20 protein-coding genes are annotated in these 22,073 nt (G+C 61.9%); 14 read left to right on the forward strand and 6 right to left on the reverse strand.

Annotated elements, in window-relative coordinates:
* Positions 1–299: 299 nt before the first annotated feature.
* The 5 genes from AC1DIX_RS15615 to AC1DIX_RS15635 all read right to left on the reverse strand — a co-directional run bounded on the left by AC1DIX_RS15615 (position 300) and on the right by AC1DIX_RS15635 (position 4,597).
* The gene (locus tag AC1DIX_RS15615; protein WP_477325514.1) at positions 300–1,343 is read right to left on the reverse strand and encodes a relaxase/mobilization nuclease domain-containing protein; all 1,044 of its coding nucleotides are present in this window, start codon (positions 1,341–1,343) and stop codon (positions 300–302) included.
* Complete coding sequence (gene mobC / locus AC1DIX_RS15620; protein WP_477325516.1) at positions 1,333–1,962, reverse strand: plasmid mobilization relaxosome protein MobC; 630 nt, start codon at positions 1,960–1,962, stop codon at positions 1,333–1,335. Before mobC ends, AC1DIX_RS15615 begins: the two co-directional genes overlap by 11 nt.
* 456 nt (positions 1,963–2,418) lie before the next feature.
* Positions 2,419–3,501 carry a ParB/RepB/Spo0J family partition protein gene (locus tag AC1DIX_RS15625; RefSeq protein ID WP_477325518.1) on the reverse strand — a complete coding sequence of 361 codons (1,083 nt, stop codon included), beginning with the start codon at positions 3,499–3,501 and terminating at the stop codon, positions 2,419–2,421.
* On the reverse strand, positions 3,498–4,283 hold the full coding sequence (locus AC1DIX_RS15630; RefSeq protein WP_477325520.1) for a ParA family protein: 786 nt from the start codon (positions 4,281–4,283) through the stop codon (positions 3,498–3,500). Before AC1DIX_RS15630 ends, AC1DIX_RS15625 begins: the two co-directional genes overlap by 4 nt.
* Positions 4,280–4,597, reverse strand: coding sequence for a TrfB-related DNA-binding protein (locus AC1DIX_RS15635; protein WP_477325522.1), 318 nt, complete (start codon positions 4,595–4,597; stop codon positions 4,280–4,282). The genes AC1DIX_RS15630 and AC1DIX_RS15635 overlap by 4 nt, the downstream gene beginning before the upstream one ends.
* Before the next feature lie 154 nt (positions 4,598–4,751).
* Between AC1DIX_RS15635 and AC1DIX_RS15640 the strand changes: the two genes are divergently transcribed.
* The 14 genes from AC1DIX_RS15640 (at position 4,752) to AC1DIX_RS15705 (ending at position 19,218) form a co-directional block, all read left to right on the forward strand.
* The gene (locus AC1DIX_RS15640; protein WP_477325524.1) at positions 4,752–5,189 is read left to right on the forward strand and encodes a hypothetical protein; all 438 of its coding nucleotides are present in this window, start codon (positions 4,752–4,754) and stop codon (positions 5,187–5,189) included.
* A complete protein-coding gene (locus AC1DIX_RS15645) occupies positions 5,186–5,479 on the forward strand; it encodes a TrbC/VirB2 family protein (RefSeq protein ID WP_477325526.1) in 294 nt (97 codons plus the stop codon). The genes AC1DIX_RS15640 and AC1DIX_RS15645 overlap by 4 nt, the downstream gene beginning before the upstream one ends.
* Position 5,480: 1 nt before the next feature.
* On the forward strand, positions 5,481–5,861 hold the full coding sequence (locus AC1DIX_RS15650) for a VirB3 family type IV secretion system protein (RefSeq protein WP_477325528.1): 381 nt from the start codon (positions 5,481–5,483) through the stop codon (positions 5,859–5,861).
* A complete protein-coding gene (locus AC1DIX_RS15655; protein WP_477325530.1) occupies positions 5,848–8,322 on the forward strand; it encodes a VirB4 family type IV secretion/conjugal transfer ATPase in 2,475 nt (824 codons plus the stop codon). Before AC1DIX_RS15650 ends, AC1DIX_RS15655 begins: the two co-directional genes overlap by 14 nt.
* Positions 8,319–8,972: a type IV secretion system protein gene (locus AC1DIX_RS15660; protein WP_477325532.1), complete on the forward strand. Its 654-nt coding sequence runs from the start codon at positions 8,319–8,321 to the stop codon at positions 8,970–8,972. The genes AC1DIX_RS15655 and AC1DIX_RS15660 overlap by 4 nt, the downstream gene beginning before the upstream one ends.
* A gap of 28 nt (positions 8,973–9,000) precedes the next feature.
* A complete protein-coding gene (locus tag AC1DIX_RS15665) occupies positions 9,001–9,282 on the forward strand; it encodes an EexN family lipoprotein (protein ID WP_477325534.1) in 282 nt (93 codons plus the stop codon).
* 8 nt (positions 9,283–9,290) lie between these two features.
* The gene (locus tag AC1DIX_RS15670) at positions 9,291–10,304 is read left to right on the forward strand and encodes a TrbL/VirB6 family protein (protein ID WP_477325536.1); all 1,014 of its coding nucleotides are present in this window, start codon (positions 9,291–9,293) and stop codon (positions 10,302–10,304) included.
* 166 nt (positions 10,305–10,470) lie between these two features.
* A complete protein-coding gene (locus AC1DIX_RS15675) occupies positions 10,471–11,337 on the forward strand; it encodes a VirB8 family type IV secretion system protein (RefSeq protein ID WP_477325538.1) in 867 nt (288 codons plus the stop codon).
* Positions 11,334–12,140, forward strand: a complete 807-nt coding sequence (locus AC1DIX_RS15680; protein WP_477325540.1) for a TrbG/VirB9 family P-type conjugative transfer protein — start codon at positions 11,334–11,336, stop codon at positions 12,138–12,140. Before AC1DIX_RS15675 ends, AC1DIX_RS15680 begins: the two co-directional genes overlap by 4 nt.
* Positions 12,137–13,342 carry a type IV secretion system protein VirB10 gene (gene virB10 / locus AC1DIX_RS15685; RefSeq protein WP_477325542.1) on the forward strand — a complete coding sequence of 402 codons (1,206 nt, stop codon included), beginning with the start codon at positions 12,137–12,139 and terminating at the stop codon, positions 13,340–13,342. The genes AC1DIX_RS15680 and virB10 overlap by 4 nt, the downstream gene beginning before the upstream one ends.
* Before the next feature lie 8 nt (positions 13,343–13,350).
* Entirely contained in the window at positions 13,351–14,421 is a 1,071-nt protein-coding gene (gene virB11, locus AC1DIX_RS15690) for a P-type DNA transfer ATPase VirB11 (protein WP_477325544.1), read from the forward strand.
* A 10-nt stretch (positions 14,422–14,431) separates the two neighbouring features.
* Entirely contained in the window at positions 14,432–16,378 is a 1,947-nt protein-coding gene (locus AC1DIX_RS15695; RefSeq protein ID WP_477325546.1) for a type IV secretory system conjugative DNA transfer family protein, read from the forward strand.
* Between the two features lies 1 nt (position 16,379).
* Complete coding sequence (locus AC1DIX_RS15700) at positions 16,380–18,014, forward strand: LPD7 domain-containing protein (RefSeq protein WP_477325548.1); 1,635 nt, start codon at positions 16,380–16,382, stop codon at positions 18,012–18,014.
* A 106-nt stretch (positions 18,015–18,120) separates the two neighbouring features.
* The gene (locus AC1DIX_RS15705) at positions 18,121–19,218 is read left to right on the forward strand and encodes a ribonucleotide-diphosphate reductase subunit beta (RefSeq protein WP_477325550.1); all 1,098 of its coding nucleotides are present in this window, start codon (positions 18,121–18,123) and stop codon (positions 19,216–19,218) included.
* A gap of 186 nt (positions 19,219–19,404) precedes the next feature.
* Here the strand turns inward: AC1DIX_RS15705 and AC1DIX_RS15710 are convergent, their stop codons facing one another.
* A complete protein-coding gene (locus AC1DIX_RS15710) occupies positions 19,405–22,050 on the reverse strand; it encodes a DNA phosphorothioation-associated putative methyltransferase (protein ID WP_477325552.1) in 2,646 nt (881 codons plus the stop codon).
* Positions 22,051–22,073 lie beyond the last annotated feature (23 nt).

Genomic DNA, 22,073 nt, shown 5'->3' on the forward strand with positions numbered 1-22,073 from the left:
GTTAACTATTCTCGAAGTTTTCTTTCTAATTTGAAAAAGATATCTTAATATCCGGTTAAAAAGTCGTTAAAAACTGCTTGGGCGATGGTCGAACGCATCCATCGGTATGGGTCGCCACGAATACATTGGAAAATCCTGAGCTTCAGGTTACGGAATCGTTAAGGCTTAAAGTACTGCACAACCGTGTGGCAAATTTTATCAATAGCTGTTGCGGTCAATACCTGCTGCAGTTTCGCGCCTTTCAATGTCCCTGTCGGATATTTGGCATAGTCGCGTCTTCCACTAACTTGGCAAAGAATTTATTGAGTGTCTCGCTCCTGTGGCGGCACGAGGTCCTCTACCTGTTTGCGCACCAGTCGCGCTTTCACTTGTTCGACAAGCGCACGCTGCATTCTGCGCCGTTCGCTTTCAAGTGAAGGCAAGCCACGAGCAAACCGTTCGACCTGTTCGGCAAGTTCGAAATCGCCTTCGTGGCGTAGGGCGTCGGCATTTCGTGCGAGTTCTACCAACACATCACGTCGGCGCGCCGCCATTGCAACTTCCCACGGTTTGAGCTGGGTGTTGCCCTTGCGCAGGTCTTCCGCCGCTTCGGCGAAGCGTCGCACTTGGGCCGTCGATACGTCGCCGCGCTCCCTGATGTGGTATTCAGCGCTGCTCCGTCCCTTGAGCGACACACCGCGTTCCGCCCTGGAGGTGGCGTTCGCCTCGATCCCGCGCGCCCGTAGTGCGGCCGCGAATGATTCGCGCCAGATCCGCAAGGTCGATTTGCGGATATGAAGGCGATGCCCGTCTTCATCTTCGGCGCGCACGATCACGTGCACATGTGGATGCGGGGGTGGATCATTGCTCGGGTCAGTCTCCGGTGTATGCAGCGCCATGATGTACTGGCGCTTGGCAAAGTGCTGCTGGGCGAAAGCCTGCACTGCCTCGAGCAGCTTGGCCGGGTCGGTCTTGGCCGGCATCGAAAAGATGATGTTGAAGGAATGGTGTAAGGCCGCGCCGCGGTTGTCGGGGGCGCGTTGCAGGTCGAGATCCCAGGACTCGTGCACATTACGGACGCTGTCCTTGCCGTCCAGGCGTGTGCCGTCCTGGTCGACCGTGGTGAGCGATCCGCTGCGTGAGATGTAGTTCATGTAACGCAGCACGCCAGCACTTTTCGATCCGCCGCCCGTGACCTTGATTACGACTTCCGGCACTCGCGCGACGGTGCGACGCAGCCTGTCCTTGGTAGCTTGCCAGTCGCCGTCGGCATTGCGTGGCTGAGACTGTGAACGATAGACGAGCCGCCGCAAACCCGACTTGCGCCCATCGCGGTCCGGTACGATTCCAAGCTTACTGGACATCGGTCGCTCCCCAAGTACGCAGGTTCGCATGCACAAGCTCCTTGACTGCCGCGGTCTCGACATCGAGCAGCATCCGGATCAGTTCGAAGTCAAAGGCGGACAGGTCGGCGCGGTCGGGATCGATGTTCACTTTTCTTGCGATCTGGTTGACGTTGCGGCCGATATCCGCCAACTGCCGAGCGACCTGCCGAACTGCGTTAACCTCGTCATGGCACAGCACCGGCCGTCGATCGATATGTGCATAGAGGAGGTTTGCGAGATAGGCGCTGCGATACCACCGACGCTGCGCCGCCAGCCGTCCAAGCTCGTTGTAGTAATAGGGTTCGAGACGCACGTGAACCATTTCAGTCTTGGCGCCAGCATGCGCGGCTGGATAAGCCAGCGCCGGCAATGCCGCACTCGTCGACGTTTGCGCAGCTCCTCCATGCTCGCCCCTGATGAAATCAGTGATCAACGTCCCTGCCAGGCGCGATGTCGTCATCGATCTCGCCCGCGCAAGCGCATCGAATGCCTCCTTAATCTCGCCATCAACCCGTGCTCCGATCACCGCCATGACAGCTCTCCCGATCTCGCTAACGTTGAAAACCGACTGCGTTTCCTTTGCCTGCTCCGTTTGCATTCAACGGTTCGTTACTGCTTTTAGGTTCGAGGAGGGCAGGATAGACTAACGTCTCGTGTTGTTAATCCTGGCGGATTAACAGACGGGTCCTCGTCCCTTCGGGACTGCGGGACAATCTCGCCACTACGCTCACACCTCGGAAATCACAACGACATCAGAAGGCGCTAGCTCACGAACTGCGGCGCCAAGCGCCAACTCCAACGCAACGGAACCTGCAGCCAGGGCGGCCCCAGCCCACATCGCCACGACCTGGTCGCGCTTCGCCAACGCACAGAACCCGAACACGAGAAGTCCTGCCGTCGCCATCACCCGCAGAACCGGCACCAGCACACGAGACGCTAGCAGCAGGGCCACGAACAAAGCCGACCTCACCACACGCACCAAAGCCTTAGCCGACTTCCCGAACAGCGATGCTCTTCTCCGCACAGTACGCTCCGATATCGTTGAAGGAAGTATTCACGCCCTGACAGCGGCAATGACGACGGTATCCGCAAGTCGCACATCCGCCATGCTTCCGTCTTCGTATCGAAGGTGTATGACGCTGTTCTCCTGAACCATCGCGCTGCGGCCGTTGTGCTCTACCCGTATGCGCAAGCGAGAGGACAGCCGGGCGGTATCGGTGGCGCCATCTTGCTGCCCGTGGCGCTGGGGCTGGGAACGGGGACTCTTCGTTACTGTCGTCAAGGCATGCGCAGGCTCGCGCTGCACAGCGTTCCGTTCGGCTGCCATTTCATCGCCTGGAATATCTCGCGGTATCCCATCCAACTGTTCGTCATGACGAACTGTTTCTACTTGATCGTTCGATGCCGGTTGGCTGAAGGCCACGCCGGCACCGGACGGGGGCGGAACTGGCAACGCAAGGTCGATTTGAGTGTCGCCCGACCCCTTGCCCAACTGTTCGTCATGACGAACTCTTTCAGCCAGCGCCGCCACCGACTCGCGCGTCACCTCGCCCCCGTCCTCAAACCAAGCGTCCACTTGCTGCGGAAACTCATCGTGCAGCCTGCGCAGGTCGTACAAGGTACGCGCCGACGTGACGCCGTTCGCGTACGCCTTCTCGACGCACGCTGGCGACTCCAGCAGCGCAAGATGCTCGGTCACATAGCTCTTCTTGTAGCCCAGCCTGGCCGCGATCTCGCTCTTCGTCTCGCCAGCATCCAGGCGCCGTTTGATGAACAGCGCCATCTCCATCGGCGACAGGTCAGCGCGGTGAAGGTTCTCGGCGACCTGGGTATAGCTGTCGGGTGTCCTGTGCACGAAGACCGGAATCGCCTGGAGCCCGGCGATAAAGGCCGCGCGGTATCTGCGCTCGCCATAATTGATGATGTAGCGCCGTGGCGCCTCAGGATCAGGGCGTACGGAGATCGGCTGTACGACGCCGATCACGCTGATGCTGTCAGCGAGTTCCTGCAGGGACCCCTCGTCGAAGTGCTTGCGCGGCTGGTTCGGATCGCAGTCGATGGCGTCAAGTCGAACCAGCAGCGGCTCGCCGGCTACAGGCGGAGCGATGTCAGCCAGGCCTGTCAGGTCGAGGTTCATGATTGCGCCTCCATCCTGTCGAACAGCATGCTGAAGACGGTACGGATTTCGACTGCCGCATCGCGTGCAGACGTTTTCGTCCGGCCATCGGTTTCGCTTTTCAGCCGCCACACGGGTGTCCGGGCAGCCGAAGCCTCCCGGTACGCTGAGCGATCCGCGATAAAGGCTGGGAAGATAAATTGCGGGTATTTGCCGAGCAGGGCCTTGAGGCTCTTGACCTGCGCCGGCTGGCGCGAGTCGTATTCGTTCGGCAGGATGCCAAGGTTGACCAGCGCCGGGTTCCAGGTATGCCTGATCGACGCGATTCGCTTCATGACTTCCACCGACACGTCGATGCTGTCCTGGTCGATCTTCGTCGGGACCAACGCGAAGTCGCTGACGAAGAGGAGGGCGTTGGCAATGCGACTGTTCGATCCGGCCGAATCGATGACGAGGTAATCGAAGCGGGGCGCAAGTTCCGCAAGACGTGCGCGCAGGCTGGACACCAGCTGTGCATCGCTCAAGCCCGCGCGCTCGACCATGCGCAGCTTTTCCTTATCCGCATGAAGGACTGTAATCGCGCCAGGTGCATCGGGCAGGGCTAGAGGAGTGTCCCCGAACAGCTGGCTGGCGCTCATTCCCAGCTGCACGTATTCACTCATCGCGCGACTGTAGTTGCCCTGTTCGTCTCCATCGAGGCCGAGCACGCGTTTGCCTTGTTCGGCAAGGTAATGGGTGAAGTGGAACGAGGTGTTGGTCTTGCCAACGCCGCCTTTCTGATTGGCCGGGATGAAGATCTTCACTTTTTCGCCTTTAGATTTTCACGTGCGTTACGTTCCATCTCTCTGACGAGTTGCGCCATCTCTGGTGGCAGGACCACGCTGACGCTGACCCAGCCCTCAGGGCGGACGCCATGCGTGATGTGGTATTCCCACGCACTGCGCACCATCGAGCTCACCGCGACTGCCGACACATCCAGTTCCGCCGCCACGTCCTTCTGCGGGCGGCCTTCCACGAGGATGGCCTTGATGGCCTCCACGTTCCGGTCTTTCATCCTCGCCAGATGCGGGCGGATCGCCTCGAATTCTTCCGTGGTCAGCCGCTTATTTTTCCTCATACACACCTTTCTGTGGCTGGGAAGGCGCTGATCCATGACGCCTAAGTGTACTTAAATAAGGTGTTAATTAAACACCTGATTGAATGATACTCATCAAGGGTAGCAGCAGGAACCTAGCCTATCGTCAGGCCCATGTCACCGCAAGGAGCCAGACATGAGTTTGCTTCGAAAGTTGCTGATCTTCTGCGCAATATCACTGTGTTCATTGGCGAGAGGTAACGAACCGTTTCCTTCTATCGACAAGGCGAGCCAGCAGGCTCGTGATGCCGATCGCCGCACCATTCTCGCGTCCGAACTCGTAGCCGAGCAGCAGGCGCTTGGCGCTGCACGCGAGTCGATGGCGCAAGCATCTACAGACGACGCTCAGGCTAACTTGCATCGGCACGAGGAAAACGTGAAAGCGCTCCAGCGCGAGCTGAGCCAGCTACCAGACCAGAAACCGCTGCGCGTGCACGCACGTGCTGCCGGGGCCGATGCCACTGCCGATATCAAACGCACTTCGTCTACGCCACCACCGGCGCCGTTCTGGGATGTCTACCGGCGCGGTGTTTCACCTTCCGATTCTCAACCCCCTGCAAAGGAACTGCCATGAAAACTGCTCGTACCCTGCAGCTTGTCTTGTTGGGCGCCGTTGTAGCTTGCTGCCTTTTCCCAGAACTTGTACTTGCGGCGCCTCCGTTCGCCAACTCAGGAACGACCCTGAAGTCGGACCTCGTGCAGACACTCACGCCCTTCGCCGGAATTGCCGTGCTGGTCGTCGGCGTGCTCTGCCTGATGGGGCGCGTGAACTGGGGCTGGTTCGTCGGGGGCCTGGTAGGCATCGGCATGATGTTCGGCAGCGACCAGATCGTGTCCTGGTTCCGCACGCTGATGGGAGTCTGACATGGACGACGACGGCATCAAGGTAGATTCCCTTGCCGTCGGCCTTACCCGGCCGGCCATGAGGTGGGGCGTGCCATATCCGGCTCTGATGCTCAACCTCATGGCGTCGGTCGAGGCCCTGGTCTGGACCAGGAACCTGCTGTGGGTGCTCATCTGCGTCCCGATCCACGGGATCTGCTACCTGGTCTGCCTGAAGGACCCGCGCAGCTTCGAGCTGCTGGTGCTGTGGCTGCGGACGAAGGCGAACGGACTGGTCGCCACTCGTGGCTACTGGTCGGCCTCGTCGTACTCGCCACTGGCGCTGCGCCGGCGGATCACGTTTGTTCAACGCTGGCGCCTTCAGCGGCGCCTGGGAAAGGAGAACACGCATGTCGAATCCTGAACGCACGACTGCTCGCCGCGCAAACGCGGCGGGGCGCGACTTGCTGCATGAGCAGAACGTGCCCTATGAATTCCACCTCACGCCAAGCGTGATACTGACCAATGCCGGCGACTATGTCTGCGTGCTTAAACTTGAAGGCGCGGCCTTCGAATGCGCGTCGAACGCAGAGTTGAACACCCGGCACGACAGGCTTAACAGGATCATGCTCAGCCTCGCCGATCCAAGGCTCACGATCTGGCAGCACATCGTGCGGCGCGAGGAAGGAGCCTATCCGGAGGGCGACTATCCATCCGGTTATGCGCGCGAGCTCAACGAACGCTACGCCGCGAAGATCGGCAGCGAACGCCTGATGGCGAACGAGCTTTACCTGACGCTGGTGTTTCGTCCGAACCCATGGTGGACGGGCGGGAAGCTGGGGAAGCTCTTCTCTGCGCGCACGTGCGAAGCCATCGAGACGGAGCGGCGCGAAAACGTCGCCGAGCTCGATGCCATCGTCGACGGACTGATCGCGGCCCTGCGCTACTACGACGCGGAGCGGCTGGCGCTGTACGAGCGCGACGGCGTATGGTTTTCCGAGCCGGCCGAGTTCTTCGGCTACCTGGCGAATGGCACATGGGAACGGATCGCGCTTGCGCCGTGCCGGCTGCGGTCGCTGGTCGGCACTACGCGCCCGCTTTTCGGCGCCGAAACCATCGAAATCCGTCGCGCCGGCGGGACGAGCTTTTCTGCGATGTTGGGCATCAACGGCTATCCGGCCGAGACCCATCCGCTCTACCTCGACGACCTCCTGACCCTGCCGTTCGAACTGGTAGTGACCCAGTCCTTCACGTTCTCGCGCAAGGATGCGGCACTGGAGCAGATGCGCACGACTGGCGTCCGGATGGAAAACGCGGGTGACGCCGCTATTTCGCAGCGCGACGAATTGCCCGATGCGGCGGACGACCTCGCGTCGCGTCGCTTGGTCATGGGAGCGCATCACTACAGCGTGCAGGTCAAGGGAACGACACTGCGGGAATTGAACCAGAACGTCGACAAGGCCCGTGCCGTGCTGACCGATGCCGGCATCGTCAGCGCGCGCGAGGATCTGGCTTGCGAGGCGTCGTATTGGGCGCAGCTTCCGGGGAACCACCGGTATCGGCCCAGGCTTTCGCTGATCAACAGCCGTAATGCCTGCGGCTTCATGCCCCTTCATAACTTCCCGGTGGGTCGGCGCAGTGGCAACCACTGGGGCGATGCGGTCACGATGCTGGTGACCGCGGCCGGCACGCCGCATTACCTGAACCTGCACGCAGCCGACCCAAAAGCCCAGAACGGCGGCAACAAGAGGGACGTTGCACACTCGATGTTCCTCGGGCCCACCGGTTCGGGCAAGACTGCAGCTGCGATGTTCGTGCTGACGTTGATGCAGAAGTATGGGCTGACCTCGGTGCTGTTCTCGAAGGACCGCGATACCGAGATCGCCGTGCGCCGGCTCGGGGGAACGGTCTACCGGATCGAGCCTGGCGCGTCGACCGGCTGGAATCCCTTCAGCCTCGACCCGCAGGAAAAGGCGGCGCTCCCATATCTCCGGCGGCTGGTCCGGCGTCTCGTGTCGCGGCCGATGCTGACGCACGAGGGCCTCGAGGTCGATGCGAAGCCCTTGAGCGTGTCCGAGGAAAAGGAGCTCGATTACGCGATTGACGCTGTCATGCGTCTGGCACCCGGGAACCGCCGGCTCGGCCGCGTGCTGGACTATTTGCCGAAGGGCGCCGAGAGCGTGTATGAGCGCCTGTCCAAGTGGTGCCACGCGCGCGAGCCTGGCCGCAAGGACGGGACGCTCGCCTGGGTGTTCGACAACCAGATCGACACGCTCGCCTCCAGCCTTGGTTCGGTGCAGACCACCGCCTTCGACGTGACCAGCTTCCTCGACGATCCGGAACTGCGAACGCCGATCAACATGCACCTGTTCTACCTGACGAGCCGCCTGATCGACGGGCGCAGGCTCGGCGTCTGGATCTCCGAGTTCTGGAAGGCGCTGGGGGACGCCAAGTTTGCCGCGTTCTGCGACGACATGCTGCGCACGCTGCGCAAGAAGAACGGTTTCGTGGCGCTGGACTCGAACTCGCCAAGTGACGCCATCAATCACCCGATCAGCCGCACGTTGATCGAGCAGGTTGCGACGCTGTTCCTGTTCCCGAACCCGGGTGCGCGCAAGAAGGACTACGTGGACGGCCTTGGATTGTCCGAACGCGAGTTCGAGATCATCAAGACCGAAATGCCGGAAGGGAGCGGAATGTTCCTGTTCAGGCAGGGACACCATTCCGTCGTCCTCAAGCTGCCGCTCGACGGCATGGACGACGATCTAGCCGTGCTGTCGGCGCGGACGTCGAACCTGGCGCTGATGGACCGCCTGATCGAGCAGTACGGCGAGGACGTCGATGAATGGTACCCGCACTTTATCAATGAAAGGAGCAGGGCATGAGATACCGGAACATCATCGCCGCGGTTCTGCTGAGCAGCGGCTCGTTGTCGGCGCACGCTCAACTGGTCGTGACCGATCCGAAAGCGCTGGCGGAAGCAATCAAGCAGGTGAGGGCATGGGAACAGCAATACGCGCAGATGCGTATCCAGATCGATTCAATGACCGGCAACCGCGGCATGGCGACTCTGCTGCCGGCCGCTACGCGCGTGCTGCCGGCCGACTGGACGCAGTCGATGACCCAGCTTTCGACGCTCGCCCAGGAGATCAGGTCGGCGCAAGCGATCCTGACCCCGACGCAAGTAGCCGGCCTGTCGCCGGCGCTGCAGTCGTTCCTGAGCCAGTCGCAGAACATCTCGGCCGCGAACCAGGCGATGGCGCAGGCGGCATACAACGACGCCATCGTGCGTGAGCAGCGCCTGCGGATGCTGACGGGCGCCCTTGCGACGACCAACGATCCAAAAGCGGCATACGACCTCTCCAACGCCATCGCCATCGAACACGCTGCCTTGGTGAATGACCAGAACCAGCTTGCTGCCGCCGGGAACGGCGCTACTGCTCAGACCGAGGCGCAGAGACTGATGGTCAACCAGATGCGCGCAGCCTCGTCGGGGCAAGGGAATTTCCCGACTATCGACACCAGCCTTCCCTGACGAATTCAATAACCCAAAGGAGCCAGTAATGAACTTCAATCGCAACATCGTCGACGTAGTGATTCTCGCAGCAATGGCATGCTTGGGTAGCGGATGCACGAAGCAGGACGCGACACTTGCGGCTGCAACCGGCGATCGCGTGCTCACGGTCGACGACTACCTGAAACATCCGGACCTGCGCAAGAAAGTATTCACGGCTTGCGCGAATGACCCTGGCCGAAAGGGCGATGATCCGAACTGCGTGAACGCGACGCGGGCGGAACGCATCGCCTCGGCTGGCAGCGGAAGCTTCCCGAACGCGACCCCATAGGTGACCGTATGGCTGTCCCGGGGACGTTCTTCACCAGCAGCCTCGCGTACATCGAGCGGGTGTGCGACGCCTATGTCGGCGAACAGGTTGCCGCCGTCGCCCAGGCGATCGCGCCAGTAGCGTTCACCTTCCTCGGCGTGTATGTCGTGCTCTGGGGTTTTGCGAGCATGCGCGGGGCAATCCGAGAGCCGCTGCTCGACATGGCCGAACGGGTGCTGAAGGTGTCTCTCATCTTCGGCACCGGGATCGGCTTGGCCGAGTACAACACCGTCATCACGGAAACCTTTCTGCATGGCCCGGACCAGCTTGCCGCAGCGATGATACGGGCGCCGGACCCCGACGGCTTTACCGGAAACCTCGACCTGCTGCTCAGCCAGGGTTTCGACATTGGCAAGCAGTTCTGGGCCAAGGCCGGCCTGTTCAACGGCGACGTCGGCCTGTACTTCATCGCCCTGGCAGTGTGGTCGCTGATCATCGTCGTGACGGCCTACGGCTTCTTCCTGATGGCCCTGTCGAAGGTGGCGCTGACGGCGATCCTCGCACTCGGACCGCTGTTCATCATCAGCCTGCTGTTCGAGACGACGGCAGGATATTTCAATTCCTGGATCCGCCAGCTCAGCAACTACTTCCTCGTGCCTGTCCTGGTCATGGCGGTCAACCTGCTGGTGCTCAAGTTGTTTTCCCGGGCCGCTTCGGCAACGGCGATCGCGAATGCCGGCCAGGTCGACCAGATCTTTCCGTTCCTGGTCATGGGATTGATCTCGCTCCTTGCGCTGGCGTCGGTGTTGACCATCGCTGCAGGCCTAGCGGGCGGCGTCGCCCTGTCTTCGTTCGGCATGGGCCGCCTTGCGGGAAGCCTGATGCATCGCCATGGCGGGCAGATGATTGGCAAGGGCGTGGATTACTCGACGCGGCCGGTGCGCTACGTAGGCCGCAAGACCTGGGGCGCGACCCAGGGCGCGTTCCGGGGCAGGCCAAGGAATTCGATTTCTCAAACGAAGATCTCGCAAACAAAACGGTGAGGACGTCATGCGCAAACTGATCCTGCTGGTTGTGACATCCGCAATGCTGGCCAGCTGTGCTGCCAAGCTGCCCACGTGCGACGGCACGCACCGTCGCCCCATCAATGCGCCGGCACAGGCTGGCGCCGTCTATCCAAGCTGCGGCACGGCCGCATAGGAGTGCTCAATGAAGACCACGCAAGCCAAGGACGCGCTCGCTGTCCACTTGAACGAGCTGCGCCGGTTCATCGAAATGCACGACGACATTCAACTCTTGCTGGAACATTCCGCCGCTGAGTCCGACCGTCAGACCGACGCGGAACAGCGCTCGCGCAGGACCGCGTGGCGCGTAGCGGCCGGCGCATGCATGCTCACGGTCGCGGCGTTCGGGATCGCCGCCGGCGCCATCCATACCTCGATGCGGCCGGCGCCGCCGCCCGAAGTGCTGGTGGTCGACAAGTCGACCGGGGCGACGAGCCCGCTGCTATCGCTCAGCGCCTACCAGGTCACGCCGGAAGCAGCGACGATCCGGCGCAGCATCGCCACCTTCCTGCGCGCGCGGGAGAACTACACCTTCGACACCGCCGAGGATAACTACTACGACGCCGCTGCGTTCATGAGTCCGCAACTGCGGGCGCAATGGGCTTCGTACTGGGATACCGCCAACCCGGCTTCGCCGATGAACGTCTACAAGAAGGATGGAAAGGTCCGCATCCAGCTCGGTGCGATCACGATCACGCGCAACGGGCTCGGCGCAGCTACAGGCGTCAGGGCGAGCTTTTCCGTGCGCACGACCCGGGCGGATCAGCCAGTTGGCGAACCGACGAACTGGATCGCGACGCTCCCATTCCGCTGGGTCAACGTGGCGACCGACGAGCGCAGCCGCCGCGTCAACGACCTGGGCATGGAGATCACGGACTACATCAAGGACCCGGACCTTGGCGCCGCACCAGCGGTTCGCCAGCCGGACACGCCCCGGCCAGCGCCGGCGCAACAGGGAAGGCCGATGGCGTTGACCGCACCAGTAGCGACGGCCCGGGAGGTGACGCCATGAGGACGAAGCTGATCGCCTGCGCGCTGGCGGGCATGCTGGCGCTGCAGGCCCACGCCGCCCAAGAACCGGTCGCGTCGAAGGGCGACCCACGCATCCGTTTCGTCGACTACGACCCGAACAACGTGGTGACGATCTACGGGAAGGTCGGTGCCTCCACGATGATCCTGTTCGAGCCGGACGAGCAGCTGGTGGACATGGTCGGTGGCGATACCGACGCTTGGCAGGCCGCAAGCACCGGCAAGCGAAACGGCGTGTTCTTCAAGCCGGCCGTCAAGGCAGCGGCGACCAACATCCAGGTCATCACCAACAAGCGCGCCTACAACTTCGACATGCGCCTGGCCCCGCCAAAGGAAGTCGCCTACCTGACGGTGCGCTTCCGCTATCCGTCGGCGGAGCACGCGGCGCAGGCCAAGGCAAAGGAACAGGAGCGGATCGAGGCGCTCCTCGATCACGCTGGTGCGGTCCGGAATCGCAACTATACGGTCCAGGGCGCGGGCGAACTGTCTCCGGGCGAGGCGTGGGACGACGGGACCGTCACGTACTTCCGCTTTCCAGCGCGCGCCCAGGTACCTGCGATCTATGCGGCTACGGGCGATGGCGACCAACTGGAGCGGGTCGAGAACATCTCGGTCGCGAGCGACGGGACGGTCGAAGTCCATGCGGTGCGCCGCAAGTTCGTCCTGCGCTCGGGGAAGATCGTGGCGTGCATCTTCAACGAAGGGTTCGATGCTGGTGCGCCGCATCCCGCGACGAATACCTCGTCTCCCAACGTCGAACGTGTCGTCAAAGGAGAAAAGCGATGAAGCTGTTCCCGTTCAGGCAGGACCGCGGCGTCAGGGGCGACGATGACGCCGACAATGTCATCGAGGGCGAGCGCGACGCGGCAACAGTAGACCGTGGGCTTCGCTTGCAGAACAAGGCAAGCAACCTGGTCATCGTCGCCAGCGTGGTGACGGTCGCGGGGCTGGCCTTGTGGCGCTACTACGCCGCCGTTTACGACAGGCACAAGGAGGCGACCGAGCCGGCGCGCGAGGCTGTGTTTCCGGTTACGGCCAGCCTGCCGCCACTCAAGCCGCCTACCTTCCCCGAGTTGAAGCAGGAACCGCCACTTCCGCCACTCACGCCTTCGACCGGGCAGGCCGGTGTAACGGCAAGTACACCGGGTTCGCCGGGCGCAACGCCTGCTGTAGCGACAGCCGCGGCGCCATTGACACCCACCCAGCAGCGGATGAAGCGGCGGCTGGAGTCTCCTCTTGTCTTCAAGGTGGCCGAAACCCAAGGAATCAGGGGCGCCGGGACGAGCGCCTCTGCCCAAATGTCAGCCACTGCCGGTCCGGCCAGCGCTGATGGGGCAGTCCACCCGGCGCAGCAGACCCGTGCGGCCGGCACACGGGCCTACATGCTGGCCGACCCGAGCATGTTGATCACACAGGGTACCAAGATTCCCTGCAACGTGGTCGAAGCGCTCGACACGACCTTGCCCGGCCTCGTAACCTGCATCCAGGCCGAGGACGTGCGCAGCGCCGATGGCAGGGTGGTTCTGCTCGAGCGCGGCACGAAATGGGTCGGCCAGCAAGCCAATGGTGTAGCGCAAGGGCAGCGCCGCGTCGGCATCGTATGGTCTCGCGGCGAGACGCCGAACCACGTTCTCGTCGACGTCGATTCCGGTGGCGCCGACTCGCTCGGCCGGCCGGGAATCGCCGGTGACGTCGACAACCACTTCTGGGACCGCTTCGGCGCCGCGATCCTGCTGAGCGTCGTCAGCGACGTCGGTCCCTACCTGACTGCGCTGCACCAGGGAGGTGGCAACAACAATACGACGATCGCCTTCCCCAACATTACCGGCGGTGCGCAGCAGGTCATGAGCGACGTGCTCAAGTCGACCCTGAATATCCAGCCAACCCTGACGGCGCCGCAGGCATCCCAGGTAGTGATCCACGTGGCGCGTGATCTCGACTTCAGGGATGTCTACGCGCTGCGGGAGCGTCCGTCGGTTAGCCAGTGAGGCGCTCCATGGACGTACTGTTCGAAAATCCACAGGAAAAATCAACGGTCGTGCTGGCGCTGGAGCCTTTGTCTGGCTTCCTGACCGATGCCGACGTGACCGAAATCGTCATCAACCGGCCCGGTATCGTCGCCGTCGAGCGGCGTGGGAAGTGGGAATCCCATCGAATGCCGGCGCTGGACTTCGACTGGTGCCTGGACCTGGCCAAGCTGTTGCGCAACCGATCGAGCCAGGACATCACGGAAGCGCAGCCGCTGCTCGGCGCCCAGCTGCCGGACGGCCAGCGGGTGCAGATCGTCATCCCGCCGGCGGTGCCGACGGGTACCGTGTCGATCACGATCCGCCGCCCCGGTTCGCGGGTGCTTGCCCTGCGCGAACTGGTCGATGCAGGGGCGTTCGAAAGCGCCAGGCGCGAACAGTCGCTGCTGCTTGGATCGGAAGAGAGGGCAGCTCTCGAAAGCGCTTTGCCGGATTGCGACCGCGAGCTGCTGGCGCTATTTCGTTCGGGGGAATGGGAGCGCTTCCTTGCGCTCGCCGTTGCCCATCGCAAGAACATTGTGTCGTCTGGCGCGACCGGCTCGGGCAAGACCACGCTGGGCAATGCGCTGGCTGCCCTGATTCCCCTGCAGGAGCGTATCGTCACGGTCGAGGATGTGCCCGAGATGCGCCTGCCGCACGAGAACCAGGTCAACCTTTTCTACCCCAAGGGCGGCAACGGCGTCTCGAAGCTCGGCCCGCGCGACCTGCTGGAAGCGGCGTTGCGGATGCGTCCCGAGCGCGTGCTGCTGGCTGAGCTGCGTGGCGACGAGTCGTTCTTCTTCATCCAGAACGTGCTCAATTCCGGCCACCCCGGGACGATCACGACTGTCCACGCTACGCGCGCGAAGCTCGCTTTCCGGCGCCTGGCCCTGATGATCAAGGGCAGCAAGGAGGGTGGCGGGCTCGATCTCTCAGACATCACCACGACCCTTCATGCGCTCGTAGACGTCGTCGTGCAGATGGAACGGTTGCCAGACGGTCGGCGCGTTGTCTCCGAGGTGTACTTCGATCCCGCATTCGCGATGCGGCAACTCGGTTAAGGAGATTCAAATGCTCGTTTCACCTGCGGACAGCGAACGCCATCGTGCCTTCGCCCTTGCCGGCGCGCTGGGCGGCGGTGTCGTCCTCGCGTTCTACCTCGCCGGCTACCTTTTCCTGATCAAGCTGCACAGCCCGGCATTGCCGCCACACGCTGCCACGCCGTTCACGGTTGTGGCGTATTGGCAGCAGTACGGCGACGACCCATACACACGCCGCTGGCTCGTCATGTGCCTTGCGGCAGGCTGGATCGCGACGATAGCGATCATTATCGGCCTGATGCGGCCAGCCAAGCGATCGCTGCATGGCGATGCGCGGTTTGCCACGCGGCGGGAAGTCACCGCGGCCGGGCTGTTCGACGACGATGGCCTGGTGCTCGGCCGCTGGGGCGGCTTCATGGGCCTGGGCGGCAAGTTGATCCAGCTGGGCGAGCAGCGGGGTGCCTTTTGCGCCGCCGGGCCGCGTACCGGCAAGGGCGCCGGCCTGGTACAGCCGAACGCGCTGAGCTGGCGGGGCAGCTTCGTCATCAACGACACGCGCAAGGAGTGCTACCGGATCACGGCCGGCTGGCGTTCGCTGTTTTCCAAGGTCTACCTTTTCGACCCGCTGTCGCCGAATGGCCGAACCGCGCAATGGAACCCGATCTCGCGCTATTACGTGCCAGACGACCCGGCACAGCGGATCAATGCGCTGCAGAAGATCGCCAACATGCTGTCGCCCGATCCAGCGAGCGGTGATCCATTCTGGCCGGCCTCGTGCCGTGACCTGTTCCTCGGTCTGGCACTCTACGTCATCGAGACGCCGAGGCTGCCGCGCACGATGGGCGAAATGCTCCGGCAAATCATGTACGGGGAAGCCGAGGGCATCGGTGAGCACTGGCGTGGCGTGATCGCTAGACGCGACGCCAGCGGCCAGCCGCTGTCGCCGACCTGCAAGCGGATGCTCTACGACTTTATCAACCTGAGTCCGCAGACGCAGTCGTCTATCCGGAAGACCTTTACGGCCAAGCTGCAGCTCTGGGCCAACCCGATGATCGATGCGGCGACGAGCGCCGATTCCTTCAACCTGTACGACCTGCGCCGCGAGCGGATATCGATCTATTTCGGCGTGAATCCGGGTGACCTGGGCAGGCTAGGCCAGCTACTCAACCTGTTCTTCACACAGCTCTACGACTGCAACATGGACAAGATGCCTGAAGACGACCCGGACCTCAAGTATGAGGTGGCCGTCATCAAGGACGAGTTCACCGCGATGGGACGCATGCCGATCGTACTGGATTCGATCGGGCTGATGGGCGGCTACGGGCTGCGCCCATTCATTCTGGTGCAGGCAGTATCGCAGCTGCGCCAGGTGTACGGCGCGGACGGGGCCGAGACGATCATAAGCTGCTGCGGCGCGTCGGTCATCTTCGCCCCACGCGAACAGAAGTATGCCGAAGATATCTCACGCATGCTCGGTCCCTATACGGCGGAGGTGGTGTCGCGCTCGCGCCAGCGGTTCAGCTTTTCCTCGAAATCGAATGGCGGCAGCAGTACCGTTTCGCTGTYGGCCAGGCCGCTGATGAATCCGCAGGAAGTGAAACAGATGGGGAAGCATAACGAGATCATCGCTATCGAAGGGATGCTGCCGATCCTGTGCAAGAAGATCTGGTTCTGGAAGCTTGGCTTGTTTGCAGGACGGGCTAGCCTGCCTGTGTCACCGATCAAGCCGATCTCGATTCAAGTACCGCAGGCGCCAACTGAGTCGGAAGAGGTAAGCGTTGAAGCCACCGCAGGCCCGTCGCCGGCGCGCACGGTTACGCCGGCCGATTTCGGAAAGCTGGTCAACCTCGACTTGACTGGGTATGCCGTCGACTTTACCAAGGTCGAACTGCCGAAGGGAGAGCCGATCACTGACGAAGACCTGCACAAGGCATTCGAATCATTCATGAAAGCCGTCGAATCCTCACAGGAGCAATGACATGAGCGAACAGCAAAAAGAGAGCGATGTGATCGGGGCCGCCAGCACGAGCGCCATTCCGGCGGTAGCCGACCAGGAATCCAAGGCGGCGCTGGCGGGTGCTGGCACGGAGAACGACAAGCCGAAACGGCCCTCGGCGTCCAGGAGCAAGGCCGCGCCAGATGCAGAGGATGAATTGGCGAAGCCGAAGAAGACACGTACTTCCCGTCGCGTTCCGAAGGCAAAGGATGGCCAATCGGAACCGCAGACGGATGGACAATGGCACGGCGACGCGAGCCACGCAAAGGAAGGTTCGCCACGGCCGGAAGGCGCCGACTTGCCGCCGTTGCCTCCCGCCCCCGTACCAATGCCAGAAGGTATCGCATTCATGCAGCAGCATGTCGCCTACCAGGAGGCGCTTCAAAAGCGGTCCGCGTTACGGCTTGAGCGCTTGGAGCGTTCGACTCGGACTCCGGAAGAAAGAGGGCTGCCGAATGAGCGCGAGCCGGGCACATCTACCAGGCCTGCCCGTACGAAGCGCGGCAAAGCGGAGAAGGAAAATTCGATCGAGGCCGGTCCGCAGGTTCGCAAGGACCCGTTCAGTGAAGCCGACCTGCAGGCACTACACGACGCAGAGGACGCGCGGCTGTTGCGTCAACTTCTGGAGCGGTCTCGCGCGCTCCGTGGGCATGAGGGTAGTTCCTCGACCGTTGAACAGGTTTCGACAACTACACAGAGGGATATCGGAGCACTGCATTCGATAAAGGACGCAGTCGCTCAAAAGCTCGGTCTTGCGGTGGTGGCGCAGAATCGTCGAGCAGGAGCTGCGTACAGGGCAGAATTCGATAAGCAGGCGCCTGAATTCAGACAAGCAGTAGAGGAGGTTTCCATCTACCAGCCTGGTGCAACCCGCTCGGCTGCCGCATCAAAGAGCAAGCAAGATGTGACCGCGACACCTGTACCAAATGCCGTACCGGAGTCGGTACGCAAGCGCTTCCTGAACATCGACAATGACTACTACTTCCCCGACCGGTCCCCGGCATTCGTCGACAAGGGCGCCAAGTTGGCGACCAGGGGAGAACATCCTGAAGTCGTCCGTGCGCTGGTCGACATCGCCAAGGAACGCGGCTGGAACAGCGTCACGGTGAAAGGCTCGGAGACTTTTCGCCGGGCGGCGTGGATGGAAGCAGCACGCAACGGCATGCAGGTGGCTGGCTACAAGCCGACAGAACTCGACCTTGCGCAGTTACAGCAGGGCGAACCGAGCAACTCGATCGAGGCGGGGCCGGTACACCAGCAGGGGACGGTGGCCCCAACGTCACTTGCGAAGCCATTGGAGCAATCCGCGGACCCGAAGCTGAATGAAAAGCTGTCGGCGTTTGCGAACGACAGGCCAACGCTCGTAGTGAAGAAGTATCCGGAGCTGGTACAAGCCTACGCGCTGCTGGACGCGGCTCGCAAATTCGCAGAAGCACACATGCCAGGACACGAAGATCAGTTCGTCGCGATCGGGAAAGCATTGATCACCCAGCAGCTGCGAGAGGGCAGGGAAGTGGTCGGGCCTAAGGTCTATCCGGAACATGTGAACCAGTCGCGATCCGCGCGTCAGCCCCCCGTGAAAGGCACGCAGGATGAGGCATTGGTCCGGGAGCGGTAGACAGCTGGTTCAACTGTGCTAACACGTCGCGAATCGCCAAGAAGTTACGGGTGTCTACAATCGCTGGCGGCCGTCCTTGACCGCCAGCTTTTCCAGGAGAAGCGTCATGTTGTCATGGGATGAAGAGCCGTCGGGAGCGCAAGCTGCGGGGCCGAACGAAACAGACGCCAGCGCCGCCGACGTCGTCAAGCGCGTGAACGCGGACGACAAGCGCATCATCAATGCAAAAACCGACGTCAACCAGCTGGTGCCGTTCAAGTACAAGTGGGCCTGGGACAAATACCTGGCCGGCTGCGCGAACCACTGGATGCCGCAGGAAGTGAACATGCAGCGCGACATCGAGCTGTGGAAGAACCCCAACGGCCTGACCGAAGACGAGCGCCGCATCGTCAAGCGCAACCTGGGCTTTTTCGTCACCGCCGACTCGCTGGCCGCCAACAACATCGTGCTGGGCACCTACCGCCACATCACGGCSCCGGAATGCCGCCAGTACCTGCTGCGCCAGGCYTTCGARGARGCGATCCACACSCAYGCSTACCARTACATCGTSGARTCGCTSGGCCTGGACGAGAAGGAAATCTTCAACGCCTACAACGARATCCCGTCGATCCGCGACAAGGACCAGTTCCTGATYCCGTTCATCGAGGTCATCAACGAYCCGSAGTTCMAGACCGGCACCCTGGAAAACGACCAGAAGCTGCTGMRMTCGATCATCGTGTTCGCCTGCCTGATGGAAGGCCTGTTCTTCTACGTCGGCTTCACCCAGATCCTGGCGCTSGGCCGYCARAAYAARATGACCGGCGCCGCCGAGCAGTACCAGTACATCCTGCGCGACGAGTCGATGCACTGCAATTTCGGCATCGACCTGATCAACACGATCAAGATGGAAAACCCGCAGCTGTGGACCGCGGCGTTCAAGGAAGAGATCAAGGAACTGTTCCTGAAGGCCGTCGAGCTCGAGTACCGCTACGCCGAAGACACCATGCCGCGCGGCGTGCTGGGCCTGAACGCAGCGATGTTCAAGGGCTACCTGCGCTTCATCGCCAACCGCCGCGCCGTCCAGATCGGCCTTGATCCGCTGTTCCCGAACGAAGAGAATCCGTTCCCGTGGATGAGCGAGATGATCGACCTGAAGAAGGAACGCAACTTCTTCGAGACCCGCGTGACCGAGTACCAGACCGGTGGGGCACTGAGCTGGGACTGATCGATAATCACGATTTGGGAAACATTGGGTAAGATCTGTTTGAAAAGCGAAATCATCCATGTTGAAATCGCTATTTATTTTGCTGAGTGAATCAAGAATCCAACATGGTTAGGCCAATCACTGCAACGTGCAGACCGCTCCCTCGATCTGAGGCATGATGTCATCGAGCTCGAAAAGCTAATACCGTCAAGACTTGCTAACACTAAAGGTTGGGACTGCCCGATCGATTCTTGGCACCCGTATCCCCGCTGCATTAGTACTAAGCCTCACAAACTGCCGGGCAGGGGCCGCCGAATAGCTCACGTGGATTGGGCGATCCTTCCCATAGAAATAGATGCGGTCGAAGGGGGTATTGGCCGCCACCCATAGCGCCACTTCCTCCATGTCCTCGTCGGTCACTAGGAAATCGCACGCAGCACCGCCCCTATCGCAGATCGGCGCTCCGGTCCGCGTTACCTCGTGTCCCGCGTGCTGATCCAGCTTGGGCGTGATCCGGCCCGGGATCGCACGTGCCAGTTCGGCCGAACAAAACCCATAGGTGAGTTCGATCATGCCGAAGTAGTCGACCACTGGATCCAGAACCGAGCTGGCCAACTCGTGCAGGGCCGTGTACGTGTCAGACTGCCGCGGTCGATTCGGTATGTCGGTCCGTGTCTGGGTCTCGCCACACTCGATGAACTGACGATAGGTGAAATACCGGCTGCAAGTGACGTCCAGGTCCGGCAAGTCTCGGCTGCGGACCAAGCCGAAACCGTCGATCTGCCAGCGGCGCGAGGCCAGCGCCGCGTGGAAGTGCGCGACGCCTGGACTGTCCGCCATGAGTTCGCCCAGGCCACAGCGTACGAGCTGTTCCTCGAACGCCAGCTGTTCCGCATAACCGAGGCACTCTTCGTTGATAAAGCGCGACTTCCACGGCAACATGGGGCTGGGATATTCACTGCCATAGTTAAAAATGTCCAGATCCAGCTCGCGCAGTTTCACTTTGACGCGTTGGATCAGGCTGGGAACCGGGCTGCCAGTAAAGTCGTCGAACTTGAGCAGACTCAGCTTGCCTGAGCGGATGTGGACCTTCACCAGATCGAAATCGGTCAATTCGCCCACCAGCAGGGTGGCGCACCCGATATAGACGCGGAGCAGGGCAGGGAGTCTCGGCACGAGACCCGTATGCAACTGCAGCGAGTGGCTGTCTTCGAGCCATCCCAGACCACGTTGGGCCGCGTCGACGCATGCCGCGTTCAATCGGTCCAGGTCGGTCAGTGCGTACAGCGTCGCTCGCGCACGCGCTTGCCAGGTGCCGTAATCACCAAAGTGGTAACGCACGTCGCGTTGCAAGGTAGGGTCGAGGTCGCGATACGCCTGGCGTTTGCCGAATTGTCCGAGTGCCGCAAACACGATCAAGTCGTCGACTTTCTGGTGCTCGGCGCGACGCGGTTCGGTCTGGTCGAAATGCGCCTCGACCAGCTTCGAGGCCTTGTTCAAGGACAGCGCCGCCACGTCGAGCCGTTCGGCCAGAGAAGGTGCGATCTCGTCCAGCTGGGGCGGCCGCCCGAGCTGGACGTGGGTCGACCACAAGGCTTGCAATAGCTCGTGGTGTTGCGCCACCAATGCTTCTTCACGCGAGGGTTTGGGTACCCGCGTTCTCGGTTCTCTGGGCGGACGCGGAAGGCGCGCTGGCGTAATCCAGCCCCGAGCGAGGCTGTGTGAGTGGCGTGCACCGTAGCGCCGTCGCAGGAAGCGTTGTTCCAGCAGCTTGTCCTTGAAGACGAAGAACACTCCGGGCGCAACCGCGATGGCGGCCTCGTCCAGTACGTGCTCGATGAAGTCACGCAGCTGGACTTGCGAAAAATATTTTTGAAAGGTGTTGCGCGACGTGAGATAGCCATCCCGGTGCGCACGGCCGACCGGCGCTTGCTGACTGGCCAGCATGGCCGCCACGGCCAGCACCCCACGCGTCAACCCATAGGCGCCTCGCAAGGCGTGGATGCGTTCGTCGAGGTCTTCGATTACGTTGATCACGAAGCCCAGGTTGACCGTGTCGGCCGTGTGGCGTTCGGCATCGGGGCGAAAATACGGATCCCAGCCGGCAGCCTGGATACCGTTTTCGAGCAGAGCACGCACGTCGTCGCCTTTGCCGCAGCCGTAATCGAAAAAACTGCGCTCGGCGTCGATGAGTTCATGGCGCCACAGCGCCTGGACTGGCCCTGACAGGTTCGCCCGCGACAAGGCGGTCAAATGGCGCTGTACCGGTCCATCGACGAGAACGTCGCCGCCATCGGCCTCGGCGACATTGGCCAGCGGGATGAACTCGTCGCCGATCAGTGCGTAACCCTTGATCGCGATGTGTTCCGCCCATTGTTCACGAAAGCCGATCCGGCTCGTGTCATCGAACAGCCCCAAGGCCTCGGCGCTGCGGGTGAGTTCAGCCCAGCGCTCGATGCGCGGATCGGTCGGTGGCAGCAACGCTTCCTTGCGGTGCAAGATCGGTGGATTGCGCGACTGCGTGTAATCGCGATACACGACACCGTCCGTATGCAAGCTGATGCGCCAGCTCTTGGTCAGTGTGGGGAAGGGCGCCTCATCGAACGTCTCGTAGGACAACAAGGACAACTGCTCGCCAGAGGCATGGATTTTGACGACATTAAAATGTTCGCCGGCCACCAGCTGGGCGAGCGATTCAGCGTGGTCGACCAGCGCGCGCAATGTCGGCGGCCAGGAGGAAAGCGCTGCAACGTGCGCGTACAGGTGATCCGCGACACGCTTACCGACTGCACCTTGAAAGGGCTCTCGCATGTTGACCTCCAGTCGCGCAGCGGAACAGGGCGTGTCGCTCACGCACAGCGTCGTGCTGCTGGAAG

The sequence above is a fragment of the Massilia sp. 05N420 genome (assembly GCF_056397205.1).